Raw genomic sequence first — 22,149 nt, 5'->3', positions numbered from 1 at the left:
CCGGCGGCCCGCCGAAGAAGATCAGCTTTATTTGGCGCAGCAGGCTTCCCGGGCGGGTGCGCGGGCGTACGCTGAACCCCCGAACAGGCCTGGGGGGTACCAGCCATGACGGAACGCCGGACCCGCAAACGGCGCACGATGTTCGAACGCGACGCGGAGCTCGCCGCCGTCGACGAGGCACTGGACCAGCTCACGGATCCGGGCCCCGACGCCGGCGGAGCCCTGCTGGCCTTCTCCGGACCCGCCGGGCTCGGCAAGACCACGCTCCTCGGTGAAGTCCGCCGCCGCGCCCACGCCAGGGCCTGCACCGTCCTCGCCGCCCGGGGCGGCGAGCAGGAGCAGAGCCAGCCCTTCCACGTCGCCCGCCAGCTCATCCAGCCCCAGCTGGCCGGCACCTCCGACGCGGAACTGCGCGAGGCCCTCGGCAGCTGGTACGCCATCGTCGGCCCCGCCCTCGGCCTCTGCGCGGCCGAACAGGGCGCCCCGCCCGATCCCCAGGGCCTGCGCGACGGACTCGACTGGGTGCTCACCCACCTCGTCGTGCAGCGCGCCCCCGTCGCCCTCGTCCTGGACGACGCCCACTGGGCCGACCCCGAATCCCTCTCCTGGCTCGCCGCCTTCGCCCCGCGCGCCGAACACCTCCCGCTCCTCCTCGTCGTCGCCTACCGCCCCGACGAACTGCCCGCGCACGCCGAAGCGTTCCGTACGCTGCCCGGCCGCGCGGGACACCGCCCGCTCGACCTCGCTCCGCTCACGGCCCGGGCCGTCTCCGGCCTGGTCCGGGAGGCCGTCGGCGAACACGCCGACGAGGCGTTCTGCCAGGAGGCCTGGGCCGTCACCACCGGCAACCCCTTCGAGGCCGTCGAGCTCACCGCGAAGGTCCGGGACAAGGGCCTCGCCCCCGTCGAAGCCAGCGCCCCGCTCCTGCGCGACCTCGCGGCCGCCCAGCGCGGCAGCGGCCTCGTCGCCCGCCTCCACAGCCTCGGGCCCTCCACCGTCCGCTTCGCCTGGGCCTGCGCCGTCCTCGGCACCGACACCCCCGGGGAGCTCGCCGCCCGGGTCGCCGGGCTCGGCACCGAGGAGGCCGTCGACGCCACCGGACGGCTGCGCGACGCCCGCATCCTGTCGGCCGCCGCCGAGGAAGCCACCGCCGAGGAAGCCGCCGAGTCCGGGCTGGAGTTCGTCCACCCCCTCATCGCCACCGCCATCTACCGCGCGATCCCCGACGCCCTGCGCGTCGCCCTGCACGGAAAGGCAGCCGCGGCCGTCGTCGACGCGGGACTCGGGCCCTCCGCCGCCGCCCGGCACCTGCTGGAGACGCATCCCGAGAGCGACCCCTGGGTGGTGCGCACCCTGCGCGAGGCCGCCGGCGAGAACCTCCTGGCCGGCGCCCCCGAAGCCGCCCGCCGCCAGCTCGCACGGGCCCTGCGCGAACCCCCGGACTTCGACGAGCGGGCGGCCGTCCTGTACGAACTGGGCTGCGCCTCCCTGCTCACCGAGCCCGCCAACACCGTCAACCACCTGCGCGCCGCCCTCGCGGAGCCCTTCGAGGACCCGGCGCTGCGCCAGGGCATCGTGATCCGGCTGGCCCAGGTGCTCTCGCACAGCGACCGCCTGGCCGAGGCCTCGGAATGCCTCGCGCGCGAGATCCCGTACACCCAGGACCTGCGCGGACGGCTGCGCCTGCAGTCCGAGCAGTTCATGTGGGACGCCTTCAACGCCGCCGAGCAGGACTCCCCGGCGCGCTCCCGGCGGCTCGCCAAGCTCGCGGACCGGCTGGCCGGGCGGGACCTCACCGAGCGGTACGTCATCGGGCTGCGCGCCTGGGACGCCTGCCTGCGCGGGGAGCCCGTCGACGTGGTCCTGCACCATGCCGGACGGGTCCTGGAGACCGAGTTCAGCTGGGCGTACGCGGACCGGGGGTTCGAGGTCCCGGTGCTCGTCGCGATGGTGCACATGTACGCCGACCGGCCGGAGCGGGCGGAGGAGCTCTTCGAGGCGGGCACCGCCGAGTTCGAGCGGCAGGGCTGGCGCGGGGCGCACCTCTCCTTCGCCTACAGCCTGCGCGCCTACATCCGCTACCGCCGCGGGCGGCTCGCCGAGGCGGAGGAGCTGGCGCGGGCCGGACTGCGGCTCGCCGAGCGCGTCGGGCGGCGCACGCCCGTGCACTGGTACGCCATCGCGATCCTCGTCACCACGCTGCTGGCGCGGGGCCGGGTGGACGAGGCGTGGGAGCTGGTCCGGGAACACGAGTACGGGGAGCCGTTCCCGGCGGCGGTCGTCTTCCCCGACTCCCAGACCGTGTACGCGGAACTGCTGCTCGCCCGCGGCCAGGCGAAGGCCGCGGCGGTGGAGCTCGAGGCCGTGGACCGGCGGCTGACGCCCAGGGGCATCCAGAACCCGTCCTGGTGCCCGTGGCGGCTCCACCTGGCCCGCGCGGTGGCCCCGGAGGACCCGGCGCGGGCGCGGGAGCTGGCGCAGGAGGCGGTACGCCGGGCCCGTGCCTTCGGGGCTGCGTCCGGCATCGGCCAGGCCCTGCGGGTGGCCGCGGAGGTGGCTGCGCCGCGGGACCGGGCGGCCCTGCTGGAGGAGGCGGTGCAGGTCCTGTCGGCTTCGCCGGCGGCCTACGAGCTGGCGCTCGCGCTGGCCGCGCTGGGTGAGGAGCGGGGGGACACGGAGCTCCTGGTCAGGGCCGTCCTGGCGGCCCGGGAATGCGGCGCGGACGGCCTGGAGGCCTCCGCGACGACCACCCTCCTCGCCCTGGGCGGCACCTTCCCGTGCAGCTCCGTCCCCACACCCGCCTCGAGCGCCACGGCCTGACCTGTCCGGACGGCCCTTGCGGGGCTGTCCCCTACCCACCCTTCGCCCGTTCCCCGGGCGCAGCCCGGACCCGGTCCTCAAACGCCGGACGGGCTGGATTTTCCGGCTTCGCCGGAACAATTCAGCCTCGCCGGCGTGTGAGGCGCGGGGGCTGGGGCGGAGCCCCAGGTTCTTGACGGGTCCGGGCTGTGCCCGGGGAACGGTGGAAGGGCGGGTAGGGGACCTCGCCCGCGCAGCGGCAAGGGGGCGGGGGCTTCGCCCCGGGCAAGGGGCTCGGGCGCTGCGGGAATGACGCCCGGCCCGGCGGTGAGGGGCCCGGGTCGGGGGTGGAGGGCCGCGGGACGCGGGAGGGCACGTACCATTGCGGCATGTCCTTCCTCCGCCGCCACCGCGCCGCCACACCCGCCGGCCCGGACTTCGACGTCCTGGCCATGGACCCGGGGGACTGGCCGGGCAATCTCGGGGCCGGGCTGCTGCCCGCGCCCGACGGCAGCTGCCAGGGTGTCTTCCTCCGCTACGACCTGTTCGGCGGACGCGGCCCCGCGATGATCATCGGAAACCTCCCCGAGGGTTCCCCCGCGCGCGACCTCTCCGAGGGCCAGGTCCCCTTCGAGGTGGCCCAGCTCCTCGACGCCCTCGAGAACGACGAGGACGTCGAGGTCACCGGTGCCGAGGACTGCCCCGTCATGCAGGGCGACAACCTCCTCATCGTCCGGAAGATCAAGCTCTCCGAGAGCCGGATCAGCTGTGTGCAGTTCGACCGCAGCGACAACGTGCTGGTCACCATCGCGAGCTGGGACCGGCCGATCACGGACGACCTCTACGCGCTGCTGAAGCCGCTCCCGGCCGAGCTCTTCCAGCAGGGCTGACCGGGGCGGGGCCACCGCTCCGGCGTCAGGCGTCCGCGATGTCGTTGGCGGCCACGTAGCCGAACGTCATCGCGGGGCCGATCGTCGATCCGGCCCCCGCGTAGCTGTGCCCCATCACGGCCGCACTCGCGTTGCCCGCGGCCCACAGGCCCCGGATCACCGATCCGTCCGCACGCAGCGCGCGGGCCCGTGCGTCCGTGACGATGCCGCCCTTCGTGCCCAGGTCACCCGGCACGATCTTGAAGGCGTAGAACGGCGGGGCCCAGATCGGCGCCAGACAGGAGTTCGGCGTCACGCCCGGGTCCGTGTAGTAGTGGTCGTACGCGGTGTCGCCCCGGTGGAAGTCGGGGTCGGTGCCGTTCCACGCCTGCGCGTTGAAGCGGTTGAGGGTGGAGCGCAGGGCGGCCGCGGGCACCCCGATCTGGTTGGCGAGGGCGTCCCAGGTCCACGCCTTCTTCGCCGCGCCCGCCTGGTACCAGGAATCGGGGAAGACGAACGTCGGCAGGACGTCCTTGAACAGGTACTTGTTGCGGTAGTTCTGGTCCACGATCAGCCACGCGGGGATGTGCGAGCCCGTCGCACCCCGGTCCTTCTCGTACATCACGTGCACCACGTCGCTGTACGGGGCGGCCTCGTTGACGAAGCGGGCACCCTTCGCGTTGACCATCAGGCCCCCGGGCAGGGTCCGTTCGGCCAGGCAGAAGTACGGTTCGTCCGGAAGCGGGATCGAGGGACCCCACCAGGCGTCCTCCATCAACGCCAGCTCCGCACCGGCACGCTGGCCCGCCCGGATCCCGTCGCCCGTGTTCTCCTTCGCGCCGACCGACCACTGGGTGCCGATCGGCTGCTGCTGGTACTGGGCCCGCATCGCGGCGTTGTGCTCGAAGCCGCCCGAGCCGATGACCACGCCCTTGCGGGCCCGCACCACGCCCCGTACGCCCTCCTTCTCCACCACCACGCCCGTGACCGCTCCGCCCTCCTGGACCAGGTCGACGAGCGGGCTGTTGAGCCACACCGGGACCCCGGCCTGGATCAGACCGGCCCGCAGACCGGTCGCCAGGGCCTGGCCCATGGTCAGCGGCTTCTGCCCGCACAGGGCGGCCGCCGTGCCGCGCGCCAGGCATTCGGTGGACACCGCGAGCCCCTTGGCGCTCACGGCGGCGAGGTTGAGCCACTTGTAGTCCTGGCTGAACACCACCATCCCGGCCGGCACCGGCATGTACGCCGGGTTCAGGTGGGCCAGTTCGGCGCCGAGTATGTTCCCGTCGATCTGATCCGGCTCGATGGAGCGGCCGTTGGGGAGCCCGCCCGGGAGGTTCGGGTAGTAGTCGCTGTAGCCGTCCATGAAACGGAAGCGCAGCGGGCTGTTGGCCATCACGAAGTCCAGCATCCGGGGCCCGTTGGCGAGGAAGGCCGCCTGCCGGTCGGCGGAGGAGCCGTTGCCGACCACCGCCGCCAGGTACTGCGCCGCCTTCGCCGGGGTGTCGGGCACGCCCGCGCCCAGGATCACCGAGTTGTTGGGCAGCCAGATCCCGGCACCGGACCGGGCGGCCGAGCCGCCGAAGGTCGGCGCCTTCTCGACCACGAGCACGCTCAGGCCCCGCTTGGCCGCGGTGAGCGCGGCGGTCATCCCGGCGGCTCCGGAGCCGACCACGACCACGTCGTACTCGCCGAGCGTGGGCTCACCGGCCGCGTGCGCCGCGGCGGACGGCAGCACGGTGGCCGCCAGCGCCCCGGCGCCGGCCCCGGCGAGTACCGTCCGGCGGGAGGGGAGGGCGGCGCTCGGTTCAGGACTCGCTGAGGAGGCGGTTCTCGCGGTCATGGGCAGGCTCCAGCGGAGAAGGGGGTGAGGGGGTGGATCCAGCATTCTGATGCTGAGTCAGAAAAGGTCTTCGGGGGATCATGTGAAGTCAAGGCATACGCGCCGGTTGCGCTCCGGGCCCGGACGCACGAAATCCCGTGCCGCACACACCGGGTGTGTGCGGCACGGGACTTTACGCGGGCGACCGCGCGCAACGCGGCCGGGTCGGTGCGGCCGGTGCGACCGGCCGGGTCAGCTCGGGCGGATCAGCGCGTGCCCACCGCCGCGCGGACCGCTCTGCGGGCCATGCCCGCGTCGTCGTGCAGCCGGCGCAGCAGCAGGCGCTGCTCCTCGCCCGAGGACAGGGCGCCCGCCGGGAGCGCCTGGGTCGGGGTGGTCGCCAGCATCGAGCGCTGCACGGCCGTCTCCGACATCCGGATCTCCCGGGTCAGCACCAGCATCAGGTTGACCAGGAACGCGTCCCGGGCGGCCGGGCCGGCCGCCTGCGCCAGGCGGCTGATCTGGGCCCGTGCGGCCGGGGCGTCGCCCAGTACCGTCCACAGGGTGGCCAGGTCGTAGCCGGGCCGGTACCAGCCCGCGTGCTCCCAGTCGAGCAGGACGGGGCCCGTGGGGGAGAGGAGCAGGTTCGACAGCAGCAGGTCGCCGTGGTTGAACTGCCAGGGGTTGCCCGACATCTTCACGCCGTGCAGCAGCTTCTGCAGATCACCGAAGTCACGATCGGTCAGCAGACCCAGCTGGTAGTCCCGGGCGATCCGCCGGTCGTAGTCCAGCGGCCGCCCGAACAACTCCTCGGCGGGCCGCCAGCCGTTCACCTGGCGCACGGCTCCGAGCGCCGCCCGCAGGTCGGCCCGCGGCGGGGCCTCCACCGGATGCCGCTGGAGCGCGGCGACCCTTCCGGCCATCCGCTCCACGATCAGTACGCAGTTCTCCGGATCGGCGGCGATCAGCCGCGGCACCCGGACCTGCGGGCGGTGCCGGACGAACGTCCGGTACGTCGCTATTTCGTGCCGGTACCGCTCGCGCCACTCGGGCGAGTGATCCAGTAAAACCTTCGCGACGGCCGTCATCCGTCCGGTGGTTCCCACCAGCAGGACCGACCGGCCGCTGCGGCGCAGTACCTGGACCGGCGCGAACTCGGGACAGATGCGCTGCACGGAGGCGAGCGCGGTGCGCAACTGTGCGCCCTGCGGACCCGACAGGTCGATTCTTCCGCTCAGCGGCTGCGATCCGGCCCCCGGCATCCGCCGCGCCCGCAGGGCGCCCTGCGCCGATGCCGCAGGGCGGCCGGGTTCGAGGTAGGGGCCGCCACCAGCGGGGAGCGTGCGGTGCGGCCGGACCGGGGCGGACACGGAGGACGTGGCTGCGTACATGGCGTTACGGATCCCTTCGTGCGCCGACGAGTTGCATACGCCGCCCCGCCGGATCCCGTGCATCACCCTGGGGAGTTCCGCCGGTGACCGGGTCGGGGAGGCGCATTCCTACCTGACACCCGGGCGTGGGTGGCGGACCACATTGCGTGCCCTGGCGAACCCTGGCGAATAGTCGCTCGGCATCTGACGGGGGGTTACTGTCAACTCAGCCGAGAACCTGGGGGCTTGACGTGAGCAAGGGTCCAAACACCCGTCTGAACGACCTGTTCGGCCTGGCCGGCTGGTCGAAGGGCGAACTGGCGAGGATGGTCAACCGGCAGGCGGCCTCGATGGGTCACCACCAGCTGGCCACCGACACCTCGCGGGTACGGCGCTGGATCGACATGGGGGAAACCCCGCGCGAACCGGTGCCCACGGTACTGGCAGCACTGTTCACCGAGCGGCTCGGTCGTGTCGTGACCATCGAGGACCTCGGGTTCGTACGACAACGGCGCACCGCCAAACAGCAGCCGGACGGGGAGCAGGAGAACCCCGACGGAATGCCCTGGGCGCCGGAACGCACAGCCGCGGTCCTCACCGAATTCACGGGAATGGACCTCATGCTCAACCGTCGCGGTCTGATGAGCGCCGGTGCCGTGCTCACCGCCGGCTCCGCCATCGGCAACGCCATGCACGACTGGCTCCACACCGACCCCGCCCGCGCCAAGGAGACACAGCGCCACGGCGACGCCTTCCAGGCCGACTCCGCGGGCTACGACCGCTACGAGGCCGCGCCCATCGGCTCCCAGGAGATCGAGGCCCTGGAGCGGTCGGTGGAGGTCTTCCGCGCCTGGGACGCCTCCAGAGGCGGCGGTCTCCAGCGCAAGGCCGTGGTCGGGCAGCTCAACGAGGTGGGCGGCATGCTCGCCTACCACCACCCCGACCACCTCCAGCGCCGGCTGTGGGGGGTGGCGGCCAACCTGGCGGTCCTGGCGGGCTGGATGTCCCACGACGTCGGCCTGGAGCCCACCGCGCAGAAGTACTTCGTCATCGCCGCGCACGCGGCCCGCGAGGGCGGCGACCGGCCGCGCGCGGGGGAGGCGCTCTCCCGCGCGGCCCGTCAGATGGTCCACCTGGGCAAGCCGAACGAGGCCCTGGACCTGATGAAGCTGGCGCAGTCCGGCTCCGGAGAGCAGACCCTGCCCCGGACCCGCGCCATGCTCCACACCATCGAGGCCTGGGCGCAGGCCGCGCTCGGCAAGGGGCAGGCCATGCGCCGCACCCTGGGCGAGGCCGAGGACCTGTTCGTGTCCACCTCGGGGGACGTGCCGCCGCCCTCCTGGATGCAGCACTTCGACGAGGCCGATCTGCACGGCATGCAGGCGCTGGCCTTCCGTACCCTCGCCGACCACGATCCCTCGGCGGCGACCGTCGCCCAGCAGCACGCGAAGGAGGCCCTGCGCCTGCGGGCCGACGGCCACCAGCGCTCGAAGATCTTCGACTACATCTCGATGGCCTCCGCCTGCTTCATCGCCGACGACCCGGAACAGGCCGACCGGTACGCCCGCCTGGCCCTGGTCTCGATGAACGAGACCTCCTCGCACCGGACCTGGGACCGGCTGCGCGAGATGTACCGGCTGAGCGGCCACTACTCCGGGTTCGCCGGCATCGAGGAGCTCCGCGAGGAGATCAAGCTGGCCCTCCCGAACAGTCCCACGGCGCGGCCGGTCTGAGGCCGGTGGCCGCCGGGTCCGGGGACGAGAGGTCCGGGGACGAGAAAGGCCGCGCCTTCCGGCGCGGCCTCCCGTCCCGTGAACCGCCCGCTACGAGCGGTCCGGTGATCCGCCCGCTACGAGCCGATCCGGGCCACCAGCACGCAGGCGTCGTCCTCGCGCTCGCCCTCGCCGAACTCCCCGATCACCAGGCGCACACAGTCCTGCGCGGACCGGGCGGCGGAGAAGTGCGGTGCCAGCGCCAGGAGCCGTTCGGTCCCGTCGGCCTTGCTGAACTCGATGCTGCGCGGTGTCAGTCCGTCGGTGTGCAGGACGAGGACGTCGCCCACCTCCAGCCGCTCCTCGGCCTGGCCGTACGCGGCTCCGGAGGTCGCTCCGAGCAGGACGCCCTCGGGGGGCAGCAGTGAACGGCCCTGGCCGCGCCGGAACAGCAGCGGGGCGGGGTGGCCGGCCTGCGCCCAGGACAGCACCCGGCGCGCGGGATCGTAGCGGCAGCACACGGCGGATCCGAGCGCGGGCTGTACGGAGGTCTCCAGGAGTTGGTTCAGCCAGCCCATCAGGGGGCCCGGCTCGATGCCCGCCATGGCCATCCCGCGGAGGGCGCCGAGCATCATCGCCATCCCGGAGGTCGCGGTCACCCCGTGCCCGGTGAGGTCACCCACCGTCAGCATCGAATGACCGTCCGGGAGTTCCAGCGCGTCGTACCAGTCACCGCCGATGAGCGCGCTGGTCGCTGAGGGCAGATAGTGCGCCGCCACGTCCAGCGCCCTGGTGTTGTCGTGCGGGAACCGCAGGGAGCCGCGCCACGGGGGGAGCACGGCTTCCTGCAGCTCGACCGCCAGCCGGCGCTCGGTCTGCGCGATCTCCTGCCGGCGCTGCAACGAGTCCCTGGACTCGATCACCGCCCGCTGGCTCCGGCGCAGTTCACTCACGTCCCGCAGCACGGCCCACATGGAGGCCGTGCAGCCGTCGGAGTCGAGTGCCGGCTCGCCCCTCATGTGCAGCGTCCGGACCCGGCCGTCGGCCCGGACGATGCGGAACTCGCCGTCGATCGGTTTGCCGTCCACCAGACAGGCCGTCACCATCGCCGTCAGCAGAGGCTGGTCCTCGGAGAACAGGGTGGATCCCAGTTCGTCGAGGGGCAGCGCGCCCGCCTCGGGGGAGCGGCCGAAGATCTGGAAGAGTTCGTCGGACCAGCTGACTTCGTCGGTCAGCAGGTTCCACTCGGCACTGCCGACCCTGGTCTGCTGGGCCTCGGCCCCCGTCTCGGGGGCGGCCTGCGGCAGTGCGGCGGAGTCCGGCGCGGTGGGCGGCAGCCCTTCCTTGAGCTGGCCGAGGTGTGCGCGGAGGTCGTCGAGGTGGTGGACGGCCAGATCGCACAGCGCGCGCTGCCAGCGGCCCTGCGCGTCGTCGTCGTCGACCACGGTGTCGCGGCGGACGGCGTCGACTTCTCCGCGGAGCCGGCGGGTCTGCGAGATCAGCGCGTCCACCGACCCTGGCTCGGGAGGTTGCGCGGGGCGGTCCGCGTACACATGGGACGGCATCTGAACTCCGATACAGGCGCGGCACGGCCAAGTCTGAGGAAGGACCGGTTCTGATGGAAGGGCCGGTACCGACTGTGGCACAGCCGACGACGGCCCGTAAGGCGTTTGGCAACATCCGCGGCGGACTTGCATCAGGCATATGTCCGAGGCCTTCCGGCCCTCCTGGAGCGTGCGAACGAATCCGGTCAGCCCGTCTCGGCGGGCGGGCTGCGGGGCCGCTCCGGCCCTTTCCGTTCCCGGGCCGGCGCCGTGTGATCCGCACCGGGCGGATCGCACCCCGGACGCGAGGCGGGCCCTGGTGTGACCGGGTGTGACCGGGTGCGCCCAGGTGTACCCGGCCCGCCCGGTGCGCCGCGGCCGTGCGCGTTCCCCCGTCCGCCCGCGGCCGGAAAGCGGCCGTGCGGCCGAGGGCGATCGATCGTACGGCCGAGGTGTACGAGGCCCGGCCGCTGCCGAACCGGCGAAGACGCCGCAGAACCCGGATCAACACGAGCGGCCCGGTACCCCCCGAACGGAGGACCCCGCGCGGCGGCCGCCCGCCCATGCGGTGAGGTCGCCGCCCCCGGTGGCGGTATGCCCGGTATTGCGTCCGGCGTGTGATCCAGACTTCCCCCGACACCCCCGAATGGCTACTCTACGTGCCGGTAACGAGCCGGGGAGGCCCGCAGAGGCGGGCCGCGCGCAGGGTGGGGACACGACGACATGACCGGGCAGAGCCATGCGCCGACCGACGGGCAGAGTCATGCGCCGACCGACGGGCAAAGCCGGCGGTCCTTCCTCACCTATCTGATCGCCGCGCCGACCCTCGCCCTCGTCACGCGCGCCGGAGCCGACCTCATCGCCCCGCAGCCCGCGCACGCCGTGGTCCCGACGCTGCCCGCCATCGCCGATCTGGTGGACCTCGGCGACCTGTTCATCCTGGCCGGCGCCCCCACCTCGGCCCTGCTCGCGCTCGTCGTGGAGGCCGACGGGACCGTCCGGTTCCGGCTGCCCCGCGAGGAGGTCGGCCAGGGGCTCACCACCGCCGTGGCGATGCTCGTCGCCGAGGAACTGGACGCCCCACTGGCCGCCGTACGGGTCGAACTGGACGACGCGCGTCCCGAGCTGCTCTTCAACCAGCTCACGGGATCCTCCAACTCCATCCGCTCCCTCTACGGTCCGGTCCGCCAGTGTGCCGCCACCGCCCGGGCCCGGCTGGTCGCGGCCGCCGCCGTGCGCTGGAGCCTCCCGGCATCGACCCTGACCACGGCGAACGGCGCCGTCCGCGCCCCCGACGGCCGCACCGCCGGCTACGGCTCCCTCGCCGCGGCCGCCGCCGACCCCGCCCTGATCGTCCTCGGCGCCACCCCCAAGCCGGCGGCGAAGCACGCCCTGGTCGGCAAGCCCACCAGCCGGATCGACGCCCGCGCCATGGTCACCGGGGCCCAGCGCTACACCCTCGACCTGGACGTGCCCGGGGCCAAGCCCTGTGTGGTCCGCCGCCCGCCCACGCTCGGCGGCAGCGTCCGCTCGGTCACCAACCTCGCCGCCGTCCGGGCCATGCCCGGCGTCCTGCACGTGGTCACCGTCGCCACCGGGGTCGCCGTCGTCGCCGAGACCTTCGGCCAGGCCCTCGACGCCAAGGCCGCCCTCCAGGTCACCTGGGGGCCGGGCCCGGCCGACCAGCTCTCGGACGCGGCCGTCCGCACGAAGCTGCGCGCCGCCACCCCGCCGCTGCTCGTGCCACCGCTGCTCACCGCGCACGTGGACGCCGAGTTCGACTTCGCCTTCGTCAGCCACGCCCCGATGGAGACCAACTCGGCCGTCGCCGACGTCCGCGAGGACCGGGCCGAGATCTGGTCCGGGCTCAAGTCGCCCATCGTGGCCCGCGAAACGATCGCCGCCGACCTCGGCCTGCCCCTCGACAAGGTCACCGTCCACGTGGTGCAGGCGGGCGGCTCCTTCGGCCGCCGGCTCTTCTTCGACGCGGCCCTGGAAGCGGCCCGGATCTCCAAGGCCTGCCGCCGCCCGGTGCGGCTGATGTGGACCCGGGTGGACGACACCCGGCACGGCCGGATGCGCCCCGCCACCCACCACAGGATCCGGGCGACGCACCTGCTGGGCGAGGTGCTCAGCTTCGAACACCGGGTCGCCGCTGCGGAGACCGACTTCCGGCACGGACTCGGCGAGATCATCACCGCGACCGCCGCCAGCCTCCCGCTCGGCATCGGCAACGCCACCCTCGCCCAGACCCTGTTCCTCACCACGATCAAGTCCCCGTACCACTTCGGACTCACCACCCAGGCGCTCACCGAGGTCCCGACCGGGGTCCCCACCGGGTCCTGGCGCTCGGTGTACTCGGCGAACACCCGGGGGGCCGAGGAAATCGTGGTGGACGAGCTGGCCGCCGCGACGGGCCGGGACCCGTACCAGTTCCGCCGGACCTTCCTGAAGACGGCCGCCCAGCGCGCCGTACTCGACAAGGCGGCCGCGGAAGGCGACTGGGGCCGGGCCATGCCGGCCGGCTGCGCCCAGGGCATCGCCTTCCACGAGGAGTACAAGTCCCGGACGGCCTGTCTGGTCGAGATCGACGCCAGGGATCCGGAGCGCGTCCGCGTCACGAAGGCGGTCATCGCCGTCGACGTGGGCCTGCCCGTCAATCCGCGCGGTCTGGAGGCGCAGATGATGGGCGGCCTGACCGACGCGATCTCCACCACGCTGAAGGCCGGCCTGCACCTGGACAAGGGGCTCCCGCTGGAAGGCAGTTACAGCCAGTTCCACTGGGCGCAGCAGCGTGACACCCCGAAGGACGTACGGGTCTTCGTGCTCCCGGCGACCGGAACCGAGCCGGGCGGGGCCGGCGAGCTGGGCGTGCCCGCCGCCGTGGGCGCGATCGCCAACGCCTACGCCCGGGCCACCGGCACCAAGCCGCGCAGCTTCCCCCTCGACTTCGACGTCGACTTCACCCCGTACCCGCGTTAGTCGCCTCCAGGAGCCGAGCCGTGCCCTCACACACCTTCACCGTCAACGGGCAGAGCGTCACCGTGGACGCGCCCGACGATCTGCCCCTGCTGTGGGTGCTCCGCGACATGCTGAACGTGCGCGGCCCCAAATACGGCTGCGGAGTGGACGTCTGCAAGGCCTGCACCAGCCACCTCGACGGGGTGGACGTCCGCCCGTGCGTGGTGCCGGTCTCCGCCTGCGCGGGGAAGGCGGTGACCACGATCGAGGGGCTGGCCGACGGCGAGGACCTGCACCCGGTGCAGGAGGCCTGGCTCGAACAGGACGTCGCCCAGTGCGGCTTCTGCCAGCCCGGCCAGATCATGGCGGCCGTCGCCCTGCTGAAGCGGACGAGCACGCCCACGGACGAGGACATCGACGCGATCGCCAACATCTGCCGTTGCGGCACGTACTTCCGCATCCGGGAGGCGATCCGCAGCGCGGCGGCGAAGATGTAGCCGGTTTCGCCCCGTGACACAGGGTCTATATGGGGCGAATCGTCACAGTTTTGACTGATCATGCCTTAATGAGGCGTATCAATGCGAAACGTGTGCTGGTCGGCGAACCGCTCGACACCGCGCGTCTGGGCGAGACCCTGCTGCCCAAACGGCTGGCGCTCCCGATCTTCTGCAGCGACCCGCTCTCCTCCGTGGCCTACGCCACCGAGGAGATCCTGCTCATCCTCGCCCTCGGCGGGGTCGCGCTGCTCCACCTCGCCTGGTACGCGGCCGCCGCCATCGTGTTCCTGCTCGTGGTCGTCGTCGCCTCCTACCGGCAGACCTGCCACGCCTACCCCGGTGGCGGCGGCGCCTACATCGTCAGCTCCAAGAACCTCGGCCAGACCGCCGCCCTCACCGCCGCGAGCGCCCTGCTCGTCGACTACGTCATGACGGTGGCCGTCTCCGTGGTATCCGGCGTCGCCGCCATCACCTCGGCCATCCCCTCCCTCTCCGACCACGAAGTCCCCCTGTCGGTGGGTTTCGTCGTGCTGCTGACCCTGATGAACCTGCGCGGGGTGAGGGAATCCGGCCGGGTCTTCGCCGTCCCCACCTACGGCTTCGTCCTCGTCATCTACCTGATGTTCGCGGTGGCCGCCTACCGGCTCGCGACCGGCGACGTGATCCGCGCCGAGTCCTCAGAGCTGCCGATCATCGCCGAGGGCAACTACGCCGGCCTCGCGGTGGTGCTCCTCGCGCTCCGGGCCTTCGCCTCCGGCTGTACGGCGCTGACGGGCGTCGAGGCCATCAGCAACGGCGTCCCCGCCTTCCAGAAGCCCAAGAGCAAGAACGCGGCGACCACCCTCGCCGCGATGGGCGCGCTCGCCGTCACCATGTTCGCCGGGATCACCTTCCTCGCCATGTCCTACAAGGTGCACGTGGCGGCCGACCCGACCGAGCTGGGCCTCGCCCCCGGAACCCCGATGTCCACCGCGCTCGCGCAGATCGGCCGGGCCACCTTCGGCGACTGGCACTTCCTCTTCTACCTGCTCCAGGCCGTGACGGCCGGAGTCCTGATCCTCGCCGCGAACACCGCCTTCAACGGCTTCCCGATGCTCGCCTCGATCCTGGCCAAGGACCGGTACGTACCGCGCCAGCTCTTCAACCGGGGCGACCGGCTCGTCTACTCCAACGGCGTCGTCCTGCTGGCGCTCGCCGCCATCGCCCTCATCGTCGCCTTCGACGCCCAGCTGACCCGCCTCATCCAGCTGTACATCATCGGCGTCTTCGTCTCCTTCACCCTCTCCCAGGCGGGCATGGTCCGGCACTGGCAGCAGGAGCTCGCCGCCCCGGAGACCCGCAAGGAGGAGCGGATCCACATCCACCGCCGCCTCGCCATCAACGCGGTCGGCGCCTTCATGACCTCCGTGGTCCTGGTCATCGTCCTCATCACCAAGTTCACCCACGGCGCCTGGCTCGTCGTCATCGCCATGCCGCTGCTCTTCCTCGGCATGAAGGGCGTGCGCCGCCACTACGACACCGTGGCCCGGGAAGTCGCCGTCGCCCCCGGGGTCAAACCCCGCAAGCCCGCCCGCCACCACGTCGTGGTCCTCGTCGCCGCCGTCCACGCGCCCACCCTGAAGGCGCTCGGCTTCGCGATGGGCCTGCGCCCCGACACCCTGACGGCCGTCTCGGTGGCCGCGGACGAGGAGGACGCGAACCGGCTGCGCGAGGCATGGGCGGAGCACGACCCGGGCATCCCGCTCAAGGTGCTGCACTCCCCGTACCGCGAGGTGGTCGGGCCCGTGCTCGCCTACGTGCAGGAGCAGGCGGCCGCCGAGGGCACGGACATGCTCTCCGTGGTCATCCCCGAGTACGTGGTCGGGCACTGGTGGGAACAGCCCCTGCACAACCAGAACGCGCTGCGCCTCAAGGCGCGCCTGCTGTTCACGCCCGGGGTCGCGGTGATCGACGTGCCGTACCTGCTGGAGTCCGCGAAACCGGCGGAGGAGGGAGCCGGGGGGACGGGGGACCCGCAGGAACAGGCGGGGACCCGGCCGGGCGCTGGGTGACCGCCGCGTGCGCCAGCGCCAGCTCCACGACATGGGCGGGATCGGCCAGCGACCGACCCGTCAGCTGCTCCAGGCGGCGCAGCCGGTTGGAGACGGTGTTGCGGTGGCAGTACAGGCGCTGGGCGGCGTACGTGGTCGAGCCCCGGCAGGACAGCCAGGTGCCCAGGGTGGTCAGCAGCACCCTGCGGTCCTCCGCGGCCAGGGCCAGGACCGGCCCCAGCACCACCTGACGCAGCCGGCCCGCGAGTTCAGGCTCGGCCGCGACCAGGGCCTCCGGGAGCCGCTCGTCCAGCAGGGCGGTGTGCGGACCGTCGGCCCCCGGCGCCGCACGCAGCGCGAGGACGGCCAGCCGGCGGGCCCCGGCCAGCTCGCCCGGCGTCTCCACCACCGGGCTCACCCCGGCCCGTAAGCCCAGGGGCGCCAGCAGATCGGTCACGGAGGCGAGCGGCAGCCCGCCCAGCTCCACCAGGCCGGTCTCGCCGTCGGCGCGGATCCGCCACAGCACCCGCGGGACGCCGCCCGGGGCGGCCCGCGCGCCGTCCCCGGGATCGAGGACCACCACGGCGAACCGGCCGCGCTCCGGCAGCCCGAGCCGCCGCGCCGACTCGGCGGACCGGCCCGCCGGACCGCCGTCGTCGAACAGGGCGTCGAGCAGGGCGCCCCGCAGCTCCCGCTCGCGGTCGCCGCGTACGGCCTCGGTCCGGCGGTAGGACTCGGCCGCCGCGTCCGCCATCCGGTCGACCACGTCCCACAGCGCCGGCGCCCCGGGCAGCAGCCGGGGCAGCGCCGCCCGGTCGTGGGCGGCGACGGCCTCGGTCAGGACCTGCCACAGCAGCCTGCCGCCGAGCCGGTAGACGCGCAGCAGGGAGTCGAGCGGAAGCCCCTGCCGGGCACGGAGCTCCCCGTCGGCGCGGGCCTCGCCGAGCTCGGGCGGCAGGCCGCGGGCCGCACGGAGCAGGCCGTCGACGGTCTGGCGGAGCAGCTGGTGGACCCGCTCGCGCAGGGCGGCCCGGCCGAGTAGGGCGACGTAGGCGGCGCAGGCCGGATCACCGGCCGGCGGCCGGTCGGCGAGCCGCTCGGCGGCCACGGCGATCCGGCGGTCCAGGTCCTCGCGTATCTCCCCGATGATCCGCTCCATGACGGGCAGGGTGGCACGTCGGAGGGGGTGCTGGGGAGGGCCTCGACGCGGCGGCGTCCGCTAGCGTGTCCGAAGCACTGCACGTGCAGTGCATATGCGGCGGTCATACCGGCAGCCACGTCCACACCGTCAGGGACCCACCCATGCGCCAGAACCCCGAGCGCCGCGCCGCGCTGCTCGACGCCGCCATCGAAGTCCTCGCCCGCGAGGGCTCACGGGGGCTGACCCTGCGCGCCGTGGACGCGGAGGCCGGGGTGCCGACCGGCACCGCCTCCAACTACTTCGCCCACCGCGCCCAGCTCCTCGTACAGATCCTGCACCGCACCCGCGAGCGGCTGACCCCCGATCCGGCGGACCTGACGGGCCCCCTCGACACCAAGGTGCTGCTGCGCCGGCTCCTGGAGCGCATGCGCCGCGAGCGCAGCGTCCACACCGCGATGCTGGAACTGCGCCTGGAGGCCACCCGGCGGCCCGAACTCCAGGAGGCGCTGGCCGGATTCCAGGGCGCCGAACTGGAGGCGAACATCGCCTGGCACCTGGAGGCGGGACTGCCGGGGGACCGGCAGGGCGTGGTCCTGATCTACCTGGCCATGCTCGGGCTGATCGTCGACGACCTGACCGTGCCCGGACTCCTGGACCCCCACGACGTGGAGGGGCTCATCGACACCATGGTCGAGCGACTCCTCCCGAAAGGCCCCGCCGACTGACTATCGTGCCGGTAGGTCCGGTTCCGGCAGGACCGGCCCCACCGGCAGGACCGGCTCGCATCGCAGGGATCGCGGGAGGAACCGTGGCAATGGCGGACATCACGAGGCAGGGCGCGGACGACGGCGCCCGCGGCTGCGACGGCGGCATCCAGTGGCTGGCGGACTGGAACGCCTGGTACGTCAGCCTCACCTTCGCCCGGGGCATCGGCCCCGAGGAACTGGCCGCCCGGCTCGGCGCCCTGCCGGACCTGCGCCCCGGGCCGCTCGGAGCCATCGATGCCTGGAGCATGGCCACCGAGACGGTGGACGGTGACGGGGTCGCCCGGGTCGGGAGCTGGGGCGGCTGGTCCTTCGCCGTGGAACACGGAGTGCCCGCCGGTGCGCAGCGCCTCGCGGAGGTCTCCTTCTCCGGGGTCGAGGCCGTCCATCTCGACCCGCAGCCCGACCACCCGCCCAAGCAGTTCGCTTACGCCCGGGACGGAGAGCTCGTCTGCTGCTTCGGCATCGGCGAGGAGCACTGGCGCGGCGGACACCGCCCCGACTTCCTCCTGCCCGAGCTGGTCGAGGCCAAGATCCTCACCCCCGACGGCTGCTACGCCCGCCCCGAGGACGAACCGTACGAGGACCGCGACCGCCTGACCCTCTCCGTGCTGGAACACCGCTTCGCCCTGTCCCTTCCCCGCCACCTCGTCGAGGAGACCCCCCTCCCGGCCTTCGTGACCTGCGCGCAGTAGGGGCGCCCGGAGATGGGCGGTTTTGGTCGGGGAGCGTGCGGCTTGTGACACTACGAGGGTGAACGCGACCGACTTGTTCCACCAGACGCTGCGCGAGCGGATCGCCCCGGCGCTGCGCGATGCGGGTTTCAGCGGCACGGGGCTGGAGTACCGGCTCCGCGCCGCCGAACCCGACCACGCGCTGCTCGGCTTCCAGCGGAGCGCTTCGTCCGGGGCGGCCGAGTGCCGGTTCACCGTCAACCTGCGCGCGGTCGCGTACGAGGAACACGAGGCCCTGCGGAGGCTGCGGCCGGCCCTCGGGACCCGGCTCAGTGCCAACCGCGTCGGCCCCGTCGGCTGGCACGCCAGGATCGGACGCCTGCTCGGCCACCCGCACGACCACTGGTGGAGCATCACCGACGAGCGCACCGCCGCCCGCGTCGCGGACGAGGTCACGGACGCGGTGCTGCGGCACGCCGTCCCCGCCCTCTGGGGCGAGGTGACCGACCGGCCCCCGCTGCCGGGGCCCGTGGTGGATCCGGTGGCCGACTGCCTGGACCCGGTCTGCCTGCGCGTGGACAGCGGTCCGTTCCCCGTCGCGAGCGCGGTGGCCCCGCTGCCCGTGGACCTGGAGGGCGCCCTCGTCCTGGAGACGGGAGAACGGCGCCGGGCCTCGCCCTTCCTCACCGTCCACGACGAGCTGGCCGACGCGGAAGCCCGCATCGTCATCGACGCCCCCTGGCGGCTGGAGCAGCCGCTCTTCGGCTCGGTCCGGGTCGGCATCGCCGCCGACGGAGACGTCCGGGTCTCCGCCAGCCCGGGCAGCATGCTCCCCGGCCATCCGCTGGCGCTCCTCGGCGAACTGGCCCTGTGCCGGATCGACACGGCCGAGGTCGCCGGCAACGGCTCCCTCAAGCTCACCTTCGAACGGGGCACCCCTCGCGAGGCCTGCCTCACCGTCTCCGGCGCCCCGCACGCGCTGACCGTCGGCGCGCCCTGGCACATCGAAGGCTGGACGCCTGCCCGCATCTGAGGGCCCGGGCGGGAGCTGATCTTATGCTCAGTTTCAAGCGAGTCCGCTGGTTTTGAGGCCGGTGAGCGACTTTTATGGGTTTGCCAGGCCTCGTACCGAGCAGGGGGACCATCATGGGTAGCGAGCACAGCCCGAAGGACAGCGCCGACACCACTGACAGCACTGACGGCACCGACAGCACTGACGGCACCGACAGTGCGCCCGCCACCGCACCCACCCTCATCGGTTCCGTGCAGCGGGCCCTGCGGCTGGTGGAGGCGATGTACGCGGAGGGCGGGGCGACGGCCAAGCGACTGTCCCGGGTCACCGGGATCCCGTTGCCGACCGTGTACCACCTGTTGCGCACCCTCAGCCACGAGGGCTACGTGCAGCGCGAGGGCGGGGCCTTCCGGCTCTCGGAGCACCTGCCGCTCGCCTCCTGACGGCGGCGCATTGATCAAAAGTGGTGGCGTTCCGGCCAAGCTGTCACGTGCCATCGCGCATGTTCCAGCGGAAAATGCCAGAACGCCCTTCCGTAGTGTGGAACTTGAGTAAGTTCCCTTCTGTCGCGCCGCACGACCGTGCACCACGCACGGTCCGGCCGGGAGGGGAGTCCGCGTGCCCGGGATCGACGAATGCCTGCTCGAAGCCATGGCCCTGCCTGGTGCCAGGGGGGCCGCACTGGTCGACTGGAGCAGCGGCCTGGCCCTCGGCACCGCCGGGGAATCACCGGTGGGGGACCACGAGACCACCGCGGCCGAGACGGCCGAGCTGGCCCGGGCGGCCGCCGAGTACGAGTCCTTCGCCCCGGACGGAACCGAGGCGCAGGACAGCGCCGGGCCGCCCGTGGAGGACCTGATCGTCACCACCCGGACCGGCTACCACGTGCTCCGTTTCGTCGAGACCAGCTTCGACAGCAGCGTGTTCCTGCACCTGTGGCTCGACCGGACCGACGGGAACCTCGCGCTCGCCCGGCACAGACTCCGGGCCCTGGCCGAGGAGCTGGTGCTGAAGTGACCGCCGTAGCCACCGTCGCCGTCTCCCCGCTGCTCACCCGGCTCGCCGCCGAGCGGGCGACCGGCGCCCTGTTCCGCGAGCGCGGCACCCTCTTCCTGGAGGACGGCCGCGTGGTGCACGCGGAGAGCCCGGCCACCCCGGGACTCGACGTCCTGCTCACCACCGGCGGGGGCCTGACCCCCGAGCGCTGGACCGAAGCCGTGAACGAGGCCGGCGCCCGCCGCCAGGTCGCCCGCTTCCTCGTCGACAGCGGCGGGCTCGCAGGCGGCGAACTGGAGATATGCCACCTCGCCGCGATCTTCGACGCCGCCTTCTTCGCGCTCTCCCCGGGCAGCGGCCCCTCCCGCTTCCGGCGCGGGGCCACCCACTGGATCGGCTCCGTCCGCTCCGTCCCGGCCGCCGCCGTCGAGCGGGAGACCTGCCGCCGCCGGGAGCTGCTCGACGCTGTCTGGCCCTACCCGCTGCTGGACACCTCTCCGGTCGTCCCCCGGGCCGCCGCTCCCGGACAGACCGTCACCGCCCGCCAGCGGATCCTGCTCGACCGTGCCGACGGGGTCCGGACACCGGCGGACCTCGCCTGGGTGCTGGGCCGGCCGGCCTTCCACACCCTGCTCGACGTACGACGCCTCGCGGCGGCCGGGCTGGTCGAAACTCCGCACGCGCCGGCGCCCGCCGCCGCTGCGGAGACGGCGCTGCCCGACTGGATGACGCAGGCGCAGTCCCCGGACGTGGCGTTGCTGCGCCGGTTACGCGACGCACTGGAGGCAAGCCTGTGAGGCTCCCGCTGCGAGCCGCCCAGCGCGGCGACCGTTCCGAGCGGCGGCAGTCCGAAAGGAGAAGGTCCGACATGAGTACGGTGCCCGCCGAAGCCGAGGCCGAGATACTCGCCGAGCTCCGACGGCTTCGGGCCCGCGTCCCGCAGCTGGGCGGGGCCCTCGCCGCGAGCGTCGACGGCCTGGTCCTGGCCCACGACAGTGCCGCCACCGAGGCCGAATCCGTCGCGGCGCTGACCGCCGCGGCGCTGGGAGTGGCCCAGCGGCTGAGCGACTGCACCGGGCAGGGCGGGTTCCGCGAACTGCTCGTGCGCGGAGAGGACGGCTACGTCGCCACCTACGCGGCGGGCGACGCGGCCGTACTGACCCTGATCGCGGAGCCGCGCGTCAACGTCGGACGGCTCCATCTGGAGGCCCGCCGTTCCAGCCTGCGCATAGCGGAGCTCATCGATCACAGCCTCGGCCGCCGCGGCCCGACGCCGGGCCCGGCCCCGGGCACGGGCACGGCGTCGGGCACGGCCCCGGGCACCGGTGCCGGCACCGGCCAGGGCTCCTGATCCCCTCGACCACGTACATCCGTACCGACCGAACAAAACGACCAGAACGACCAGGACACATAAAAGAAAGAGGAACCCCCATGGCCAACGTGGAGACATCGCTCAAGGAAGCCACCACCACCATCGACGGAGTGCTCGGCGTCGCCCTGGTCGACTGCAGCAGCGGTATGGCCCTCGGCACCGTCGGCGGCGGAAAGGACCTCGACCTCACGGTCGCCGCCGCGGGCAACACCGACGTGGTGCGGGCCAAACTCCGCACCATGGAGATGCTCGGCCTGAAGGACGAGATCGAGGACATCCTCATCACCCTCGGAACCCAGTACCACCTGATCCGGCTCATGAGGGGCCGCGGGTCGGCGGGCCTCTTCCTCTACCTGGCGCTCGACAAGACGCGGGCCAACCTCGCGATGGCCCGGCACCAGCTGAAGAAGATCGAGGCAGAGCTGGAAGTCTGATCCGATGACGGCGAGGTGGCGGGCGGCTGAACTCATTGCCGCCCGCCCCGGCGGCTTCTCACTTATGTCCGAGACGACCGGATTTTATCATCTCGTTACAGAGTAAGATGCTGTAATCGGCTGATCATCAATATTGTTAGTAAGCTGGAGAA

The 22,149-nt window shown here is 72.9% G+C and carries 17 protein-coding genes and 1 pseudogene; 14 read left to right on the top strand and 4 right to left on the bottom strand.

Annotated features, from left to right (window positions below):
• The first annotated feature begins 105 nt into the window (after positions 1-105).
• Entirely contained in the window at positions 106-2,820 is a 2,715-nt protein-coding gene (locus tag ACZ60J_RS04350; RefSeq protein ID WP_469678876.1) for an ATP-binding protein, read from the top strand.
• A 368-nt stretch (positions 2,821-3,188) separates the two neighbouring features.
• On the top strand, positions 3,189-3,689 hold the full coding sequence (locus tag ACZ60J_RS04345) for a hypothetical protein (protein WP_150520950.1): 501 nt from the start codon (positions 3,189-3,191) through the stop codon (positions 3,687-3,689).
• Between the two features lie 25 nt (positions 3,690-3,714).
• Here the strand turns inward: ACZ60J_RS04345 and kstD are convergent, their stop codons facing one another.
• Both kstD and ACZ60J_RS04335 read right to left on the bottom strand, forming a co-directional pair.
• Complete coding sequence (gene kstD / locus ACZ60J_RS04340) at positions 3,715-5,511, bottom strand: 3-oxosteroid 1-dehydrogenase (RefSeq protein WP_469678875.1); 1,797 nt, start codon at positions 5,509-5,511, stop codon at positions 3,715-3,717.
• A gap of 245 nt (positions 5,512-5,756) precedes the next feature.
• A complete protein-coding gene (locus ACZ60J_RS04335) occupies positions 5,757-6,881 on the bottom strand; it encodes a phosphotransferase (protein WP_469678874.1) in 1,125 nt (374 codons plus the stop codon).
• Positions 6,882-7,111: 230 nt separating this feature from the next.
• Between ACZ60J_RS04335 and ACZ60J_RS04330 the strand changes: the two genes are divergently transcribed.
• Complete coding sequence (locus ACZ60J_RS04330; protein WP_469678873.1) at positions 7,112-8,593, top strand: DNA-binding protein NsdB; 1,482 nt, start codon at positions 7,112-7,114, stop codon at positions 8,591-8,593.
• Positions 8,594-8,709: 116 nt separating this feature from the next.
• On the opposite strand, the gene ACZ60J_RS04325 is transcribed toward ACZ60J_RS04330, so the two are convergent.
• Positions 8,710-10,137: a PP2C family protein-serine/threonine phosphatase gene (locus ACZ60J_RS04325; protein ID WP_469678872.1), complete on the bottom strand. Its 1,428-nt coding sequence runs from the start codon at positions 10,135-10,137 to the stop codon at positions 8,710-8,712.
• Positions 10,138-10,839: 702 nt separating this feature from the next.
• Between ACZ60J_RS04325 and ACZ60J_RS04320 the strand changes: the two genes are divergently transcribed.
• From ACZ60J_RS04320 to ACZ60J_RS04310, 3 genes are all read left to right on the top strand, one after another.
• Positions 10,840-13,098, top strand: coding sequence for a xanthine dehydrogenase family protein molybdopterin-binding subunit (locus tag ACZ60J_RS04320; protein ID WP_469678871.1), 2,259 nt, complete (start codon positions 10,840-10,842; stop codon positions 13,096-13,098).
• A 20-nt stretch (positions 13,099-13,118) separates the two neighbouring features.
• On the top strand, positions 13,119-13,574 hold the full coding sequence (locus ACZ60J_RS04315) for a (2Fe-2S)-binding protein (RefSeq protein ID WP_266959941.1): 456 nt from the start codon (positions 13,119-13,121) through the stop codon (positions 13,572-13,574).
• A 68-nt stretch (positions 13,575-13,642) separates the two neighbouring features.
• A complete protein-coding gene (locus ACZ60J_RS04310) occupies positions 13,643-15,625 on the top strand; it encodes an APC family permease (RefSeq protein WP_469678870.1) in 1,983 nt (660 codons plus the stop codon).
• 19 nt (positions 15,626-15,644) lie between these two features.
• On the opposite strand, the pseudogene ACZ60J_RS04305 reads toward ACZ60J_RS04310, so the two are convergent.
• Positions 15,645-16,763: pseudogene (locus tag ACZ60J_RS04305) on the bottom strand (PucR family transcriptional regulator); the annotation flags it as partial.
• A 143-nt stretch (positions 16,764-16,906) separates the two neighbouring features.
• On the opposite strand from ACZ60J_RS04305, the gene ACZ60J_RS04300 reads away from it, so the two are divergent.
• The 8 genes from ACZ60J_RS04300 (at position 16,907) to ACZ60J_RS04265 (ending at position 21,997) form a co-directional block, all read left to right on the top strand.
• Entirely contained in the window at positions 16,907-17,470 is a 564-nt protein-coding gene (locus tag ACZ60J_RS04300; RefSeq protein ID WP_469678869.1) for a TetR/AcrR family transcriptional regulator, read from the top strand.
• An 89-nt stretch (positions 17,471-17,559) separates the two neighbouring features.
• Positions 17,560-18,204 (top strand): DUF6461 domain-containing protein, encoded by a 645-nt coding sequence (locus tag ACZ60J_RS04295; protein WP_469678868.1) that lies wholly within the window; start codon positions 17,560-17,562, stop codon positions 18,202-18,204.
• Between the two features lie 58 nt (positions 18,205-18,262).
• A complete protein-coding gene (locus tag ACZ60J_RS04290; protein WP_469678867.1) occupies positions 18,263-19,216 on the top strand; it encodes a DUF4304 domain-containing protein in 954 nt (317 codons plus the stop codon).
• A 113-nt stretch (positions 19,217-19,329) separates the two neighbouring features.
• Positions 19,330-19,638: a helix-turn-helix domain-containing protein gene (locus ACZ60J_RS04285; protein WP_469678866.1), complete on the top strand. Its 309-nt coding sequence runs from the start codon at positions 19,330-19,332 to the stop codon at positions 19,636-19,638.
• 175 nt (positions 19,639-19,813) lie between these two features.
• A complete protein-coding gene (locus ACZ60J_RS04280; RefSeq protein ID WP_469678865.1) occupies positions 19,814-20,212 on the top strand; it encodes a roadblock/LC7 domain-containing protein in 399 nt (132 codons plus the stop codon).
• On the top strand, positions 20,209-20,988 hold the full coding sequence (locus ACZ60J_RS04275; RefSeq protein WP_469678864.1) for a transcriptional regulator: 780 nt from the start codon (positions 20,209-20,211) through the stop codon (positions 20,986-20,988). The genes ACZ60J_RS04280 and ACZ60J_RS04275 overlap by 4 nt, the downstream gene beginning before the upstream one ends.
• A 71-nt stretch (positions 20,989-21,059) precedes the next feature.
• Positions 21,060-21,542 carry a roadblock/LC7 domain-containing protein gene (locus tag ACZ60J_RS04270; RefSeq protein WP_469678863.1) on the top strand — a complete coding sequence of 161 codons (483 nt, stop codon included), beginning with the start codon at positions 21,060-21,062 and terminating at the stop codon, positions 21,540-21,542.
• 80 nt (positions 21,543-21,622) lie between these two features.
• On the top strand, positions 21,623-21,997 hold the full coding sequence (locus tag ACZ60J_RS04265; protein WP_469678862.1) for a hypothetical protein: 375 nt from the start codon (positions 21,623-21,625) through the stop codon (positions 21,995-21,997).
• Positions 21,998-22,149 lie beyond the last annotated feature (152 nt).

The organism is Streptomyces sp. NPDC104226 (genome assembly GCF_055584085.1).
Note: the sequence above shows the minus strand (reverse complement) of the source record. Positions and strands in the feature narration are given on the sequence as shown.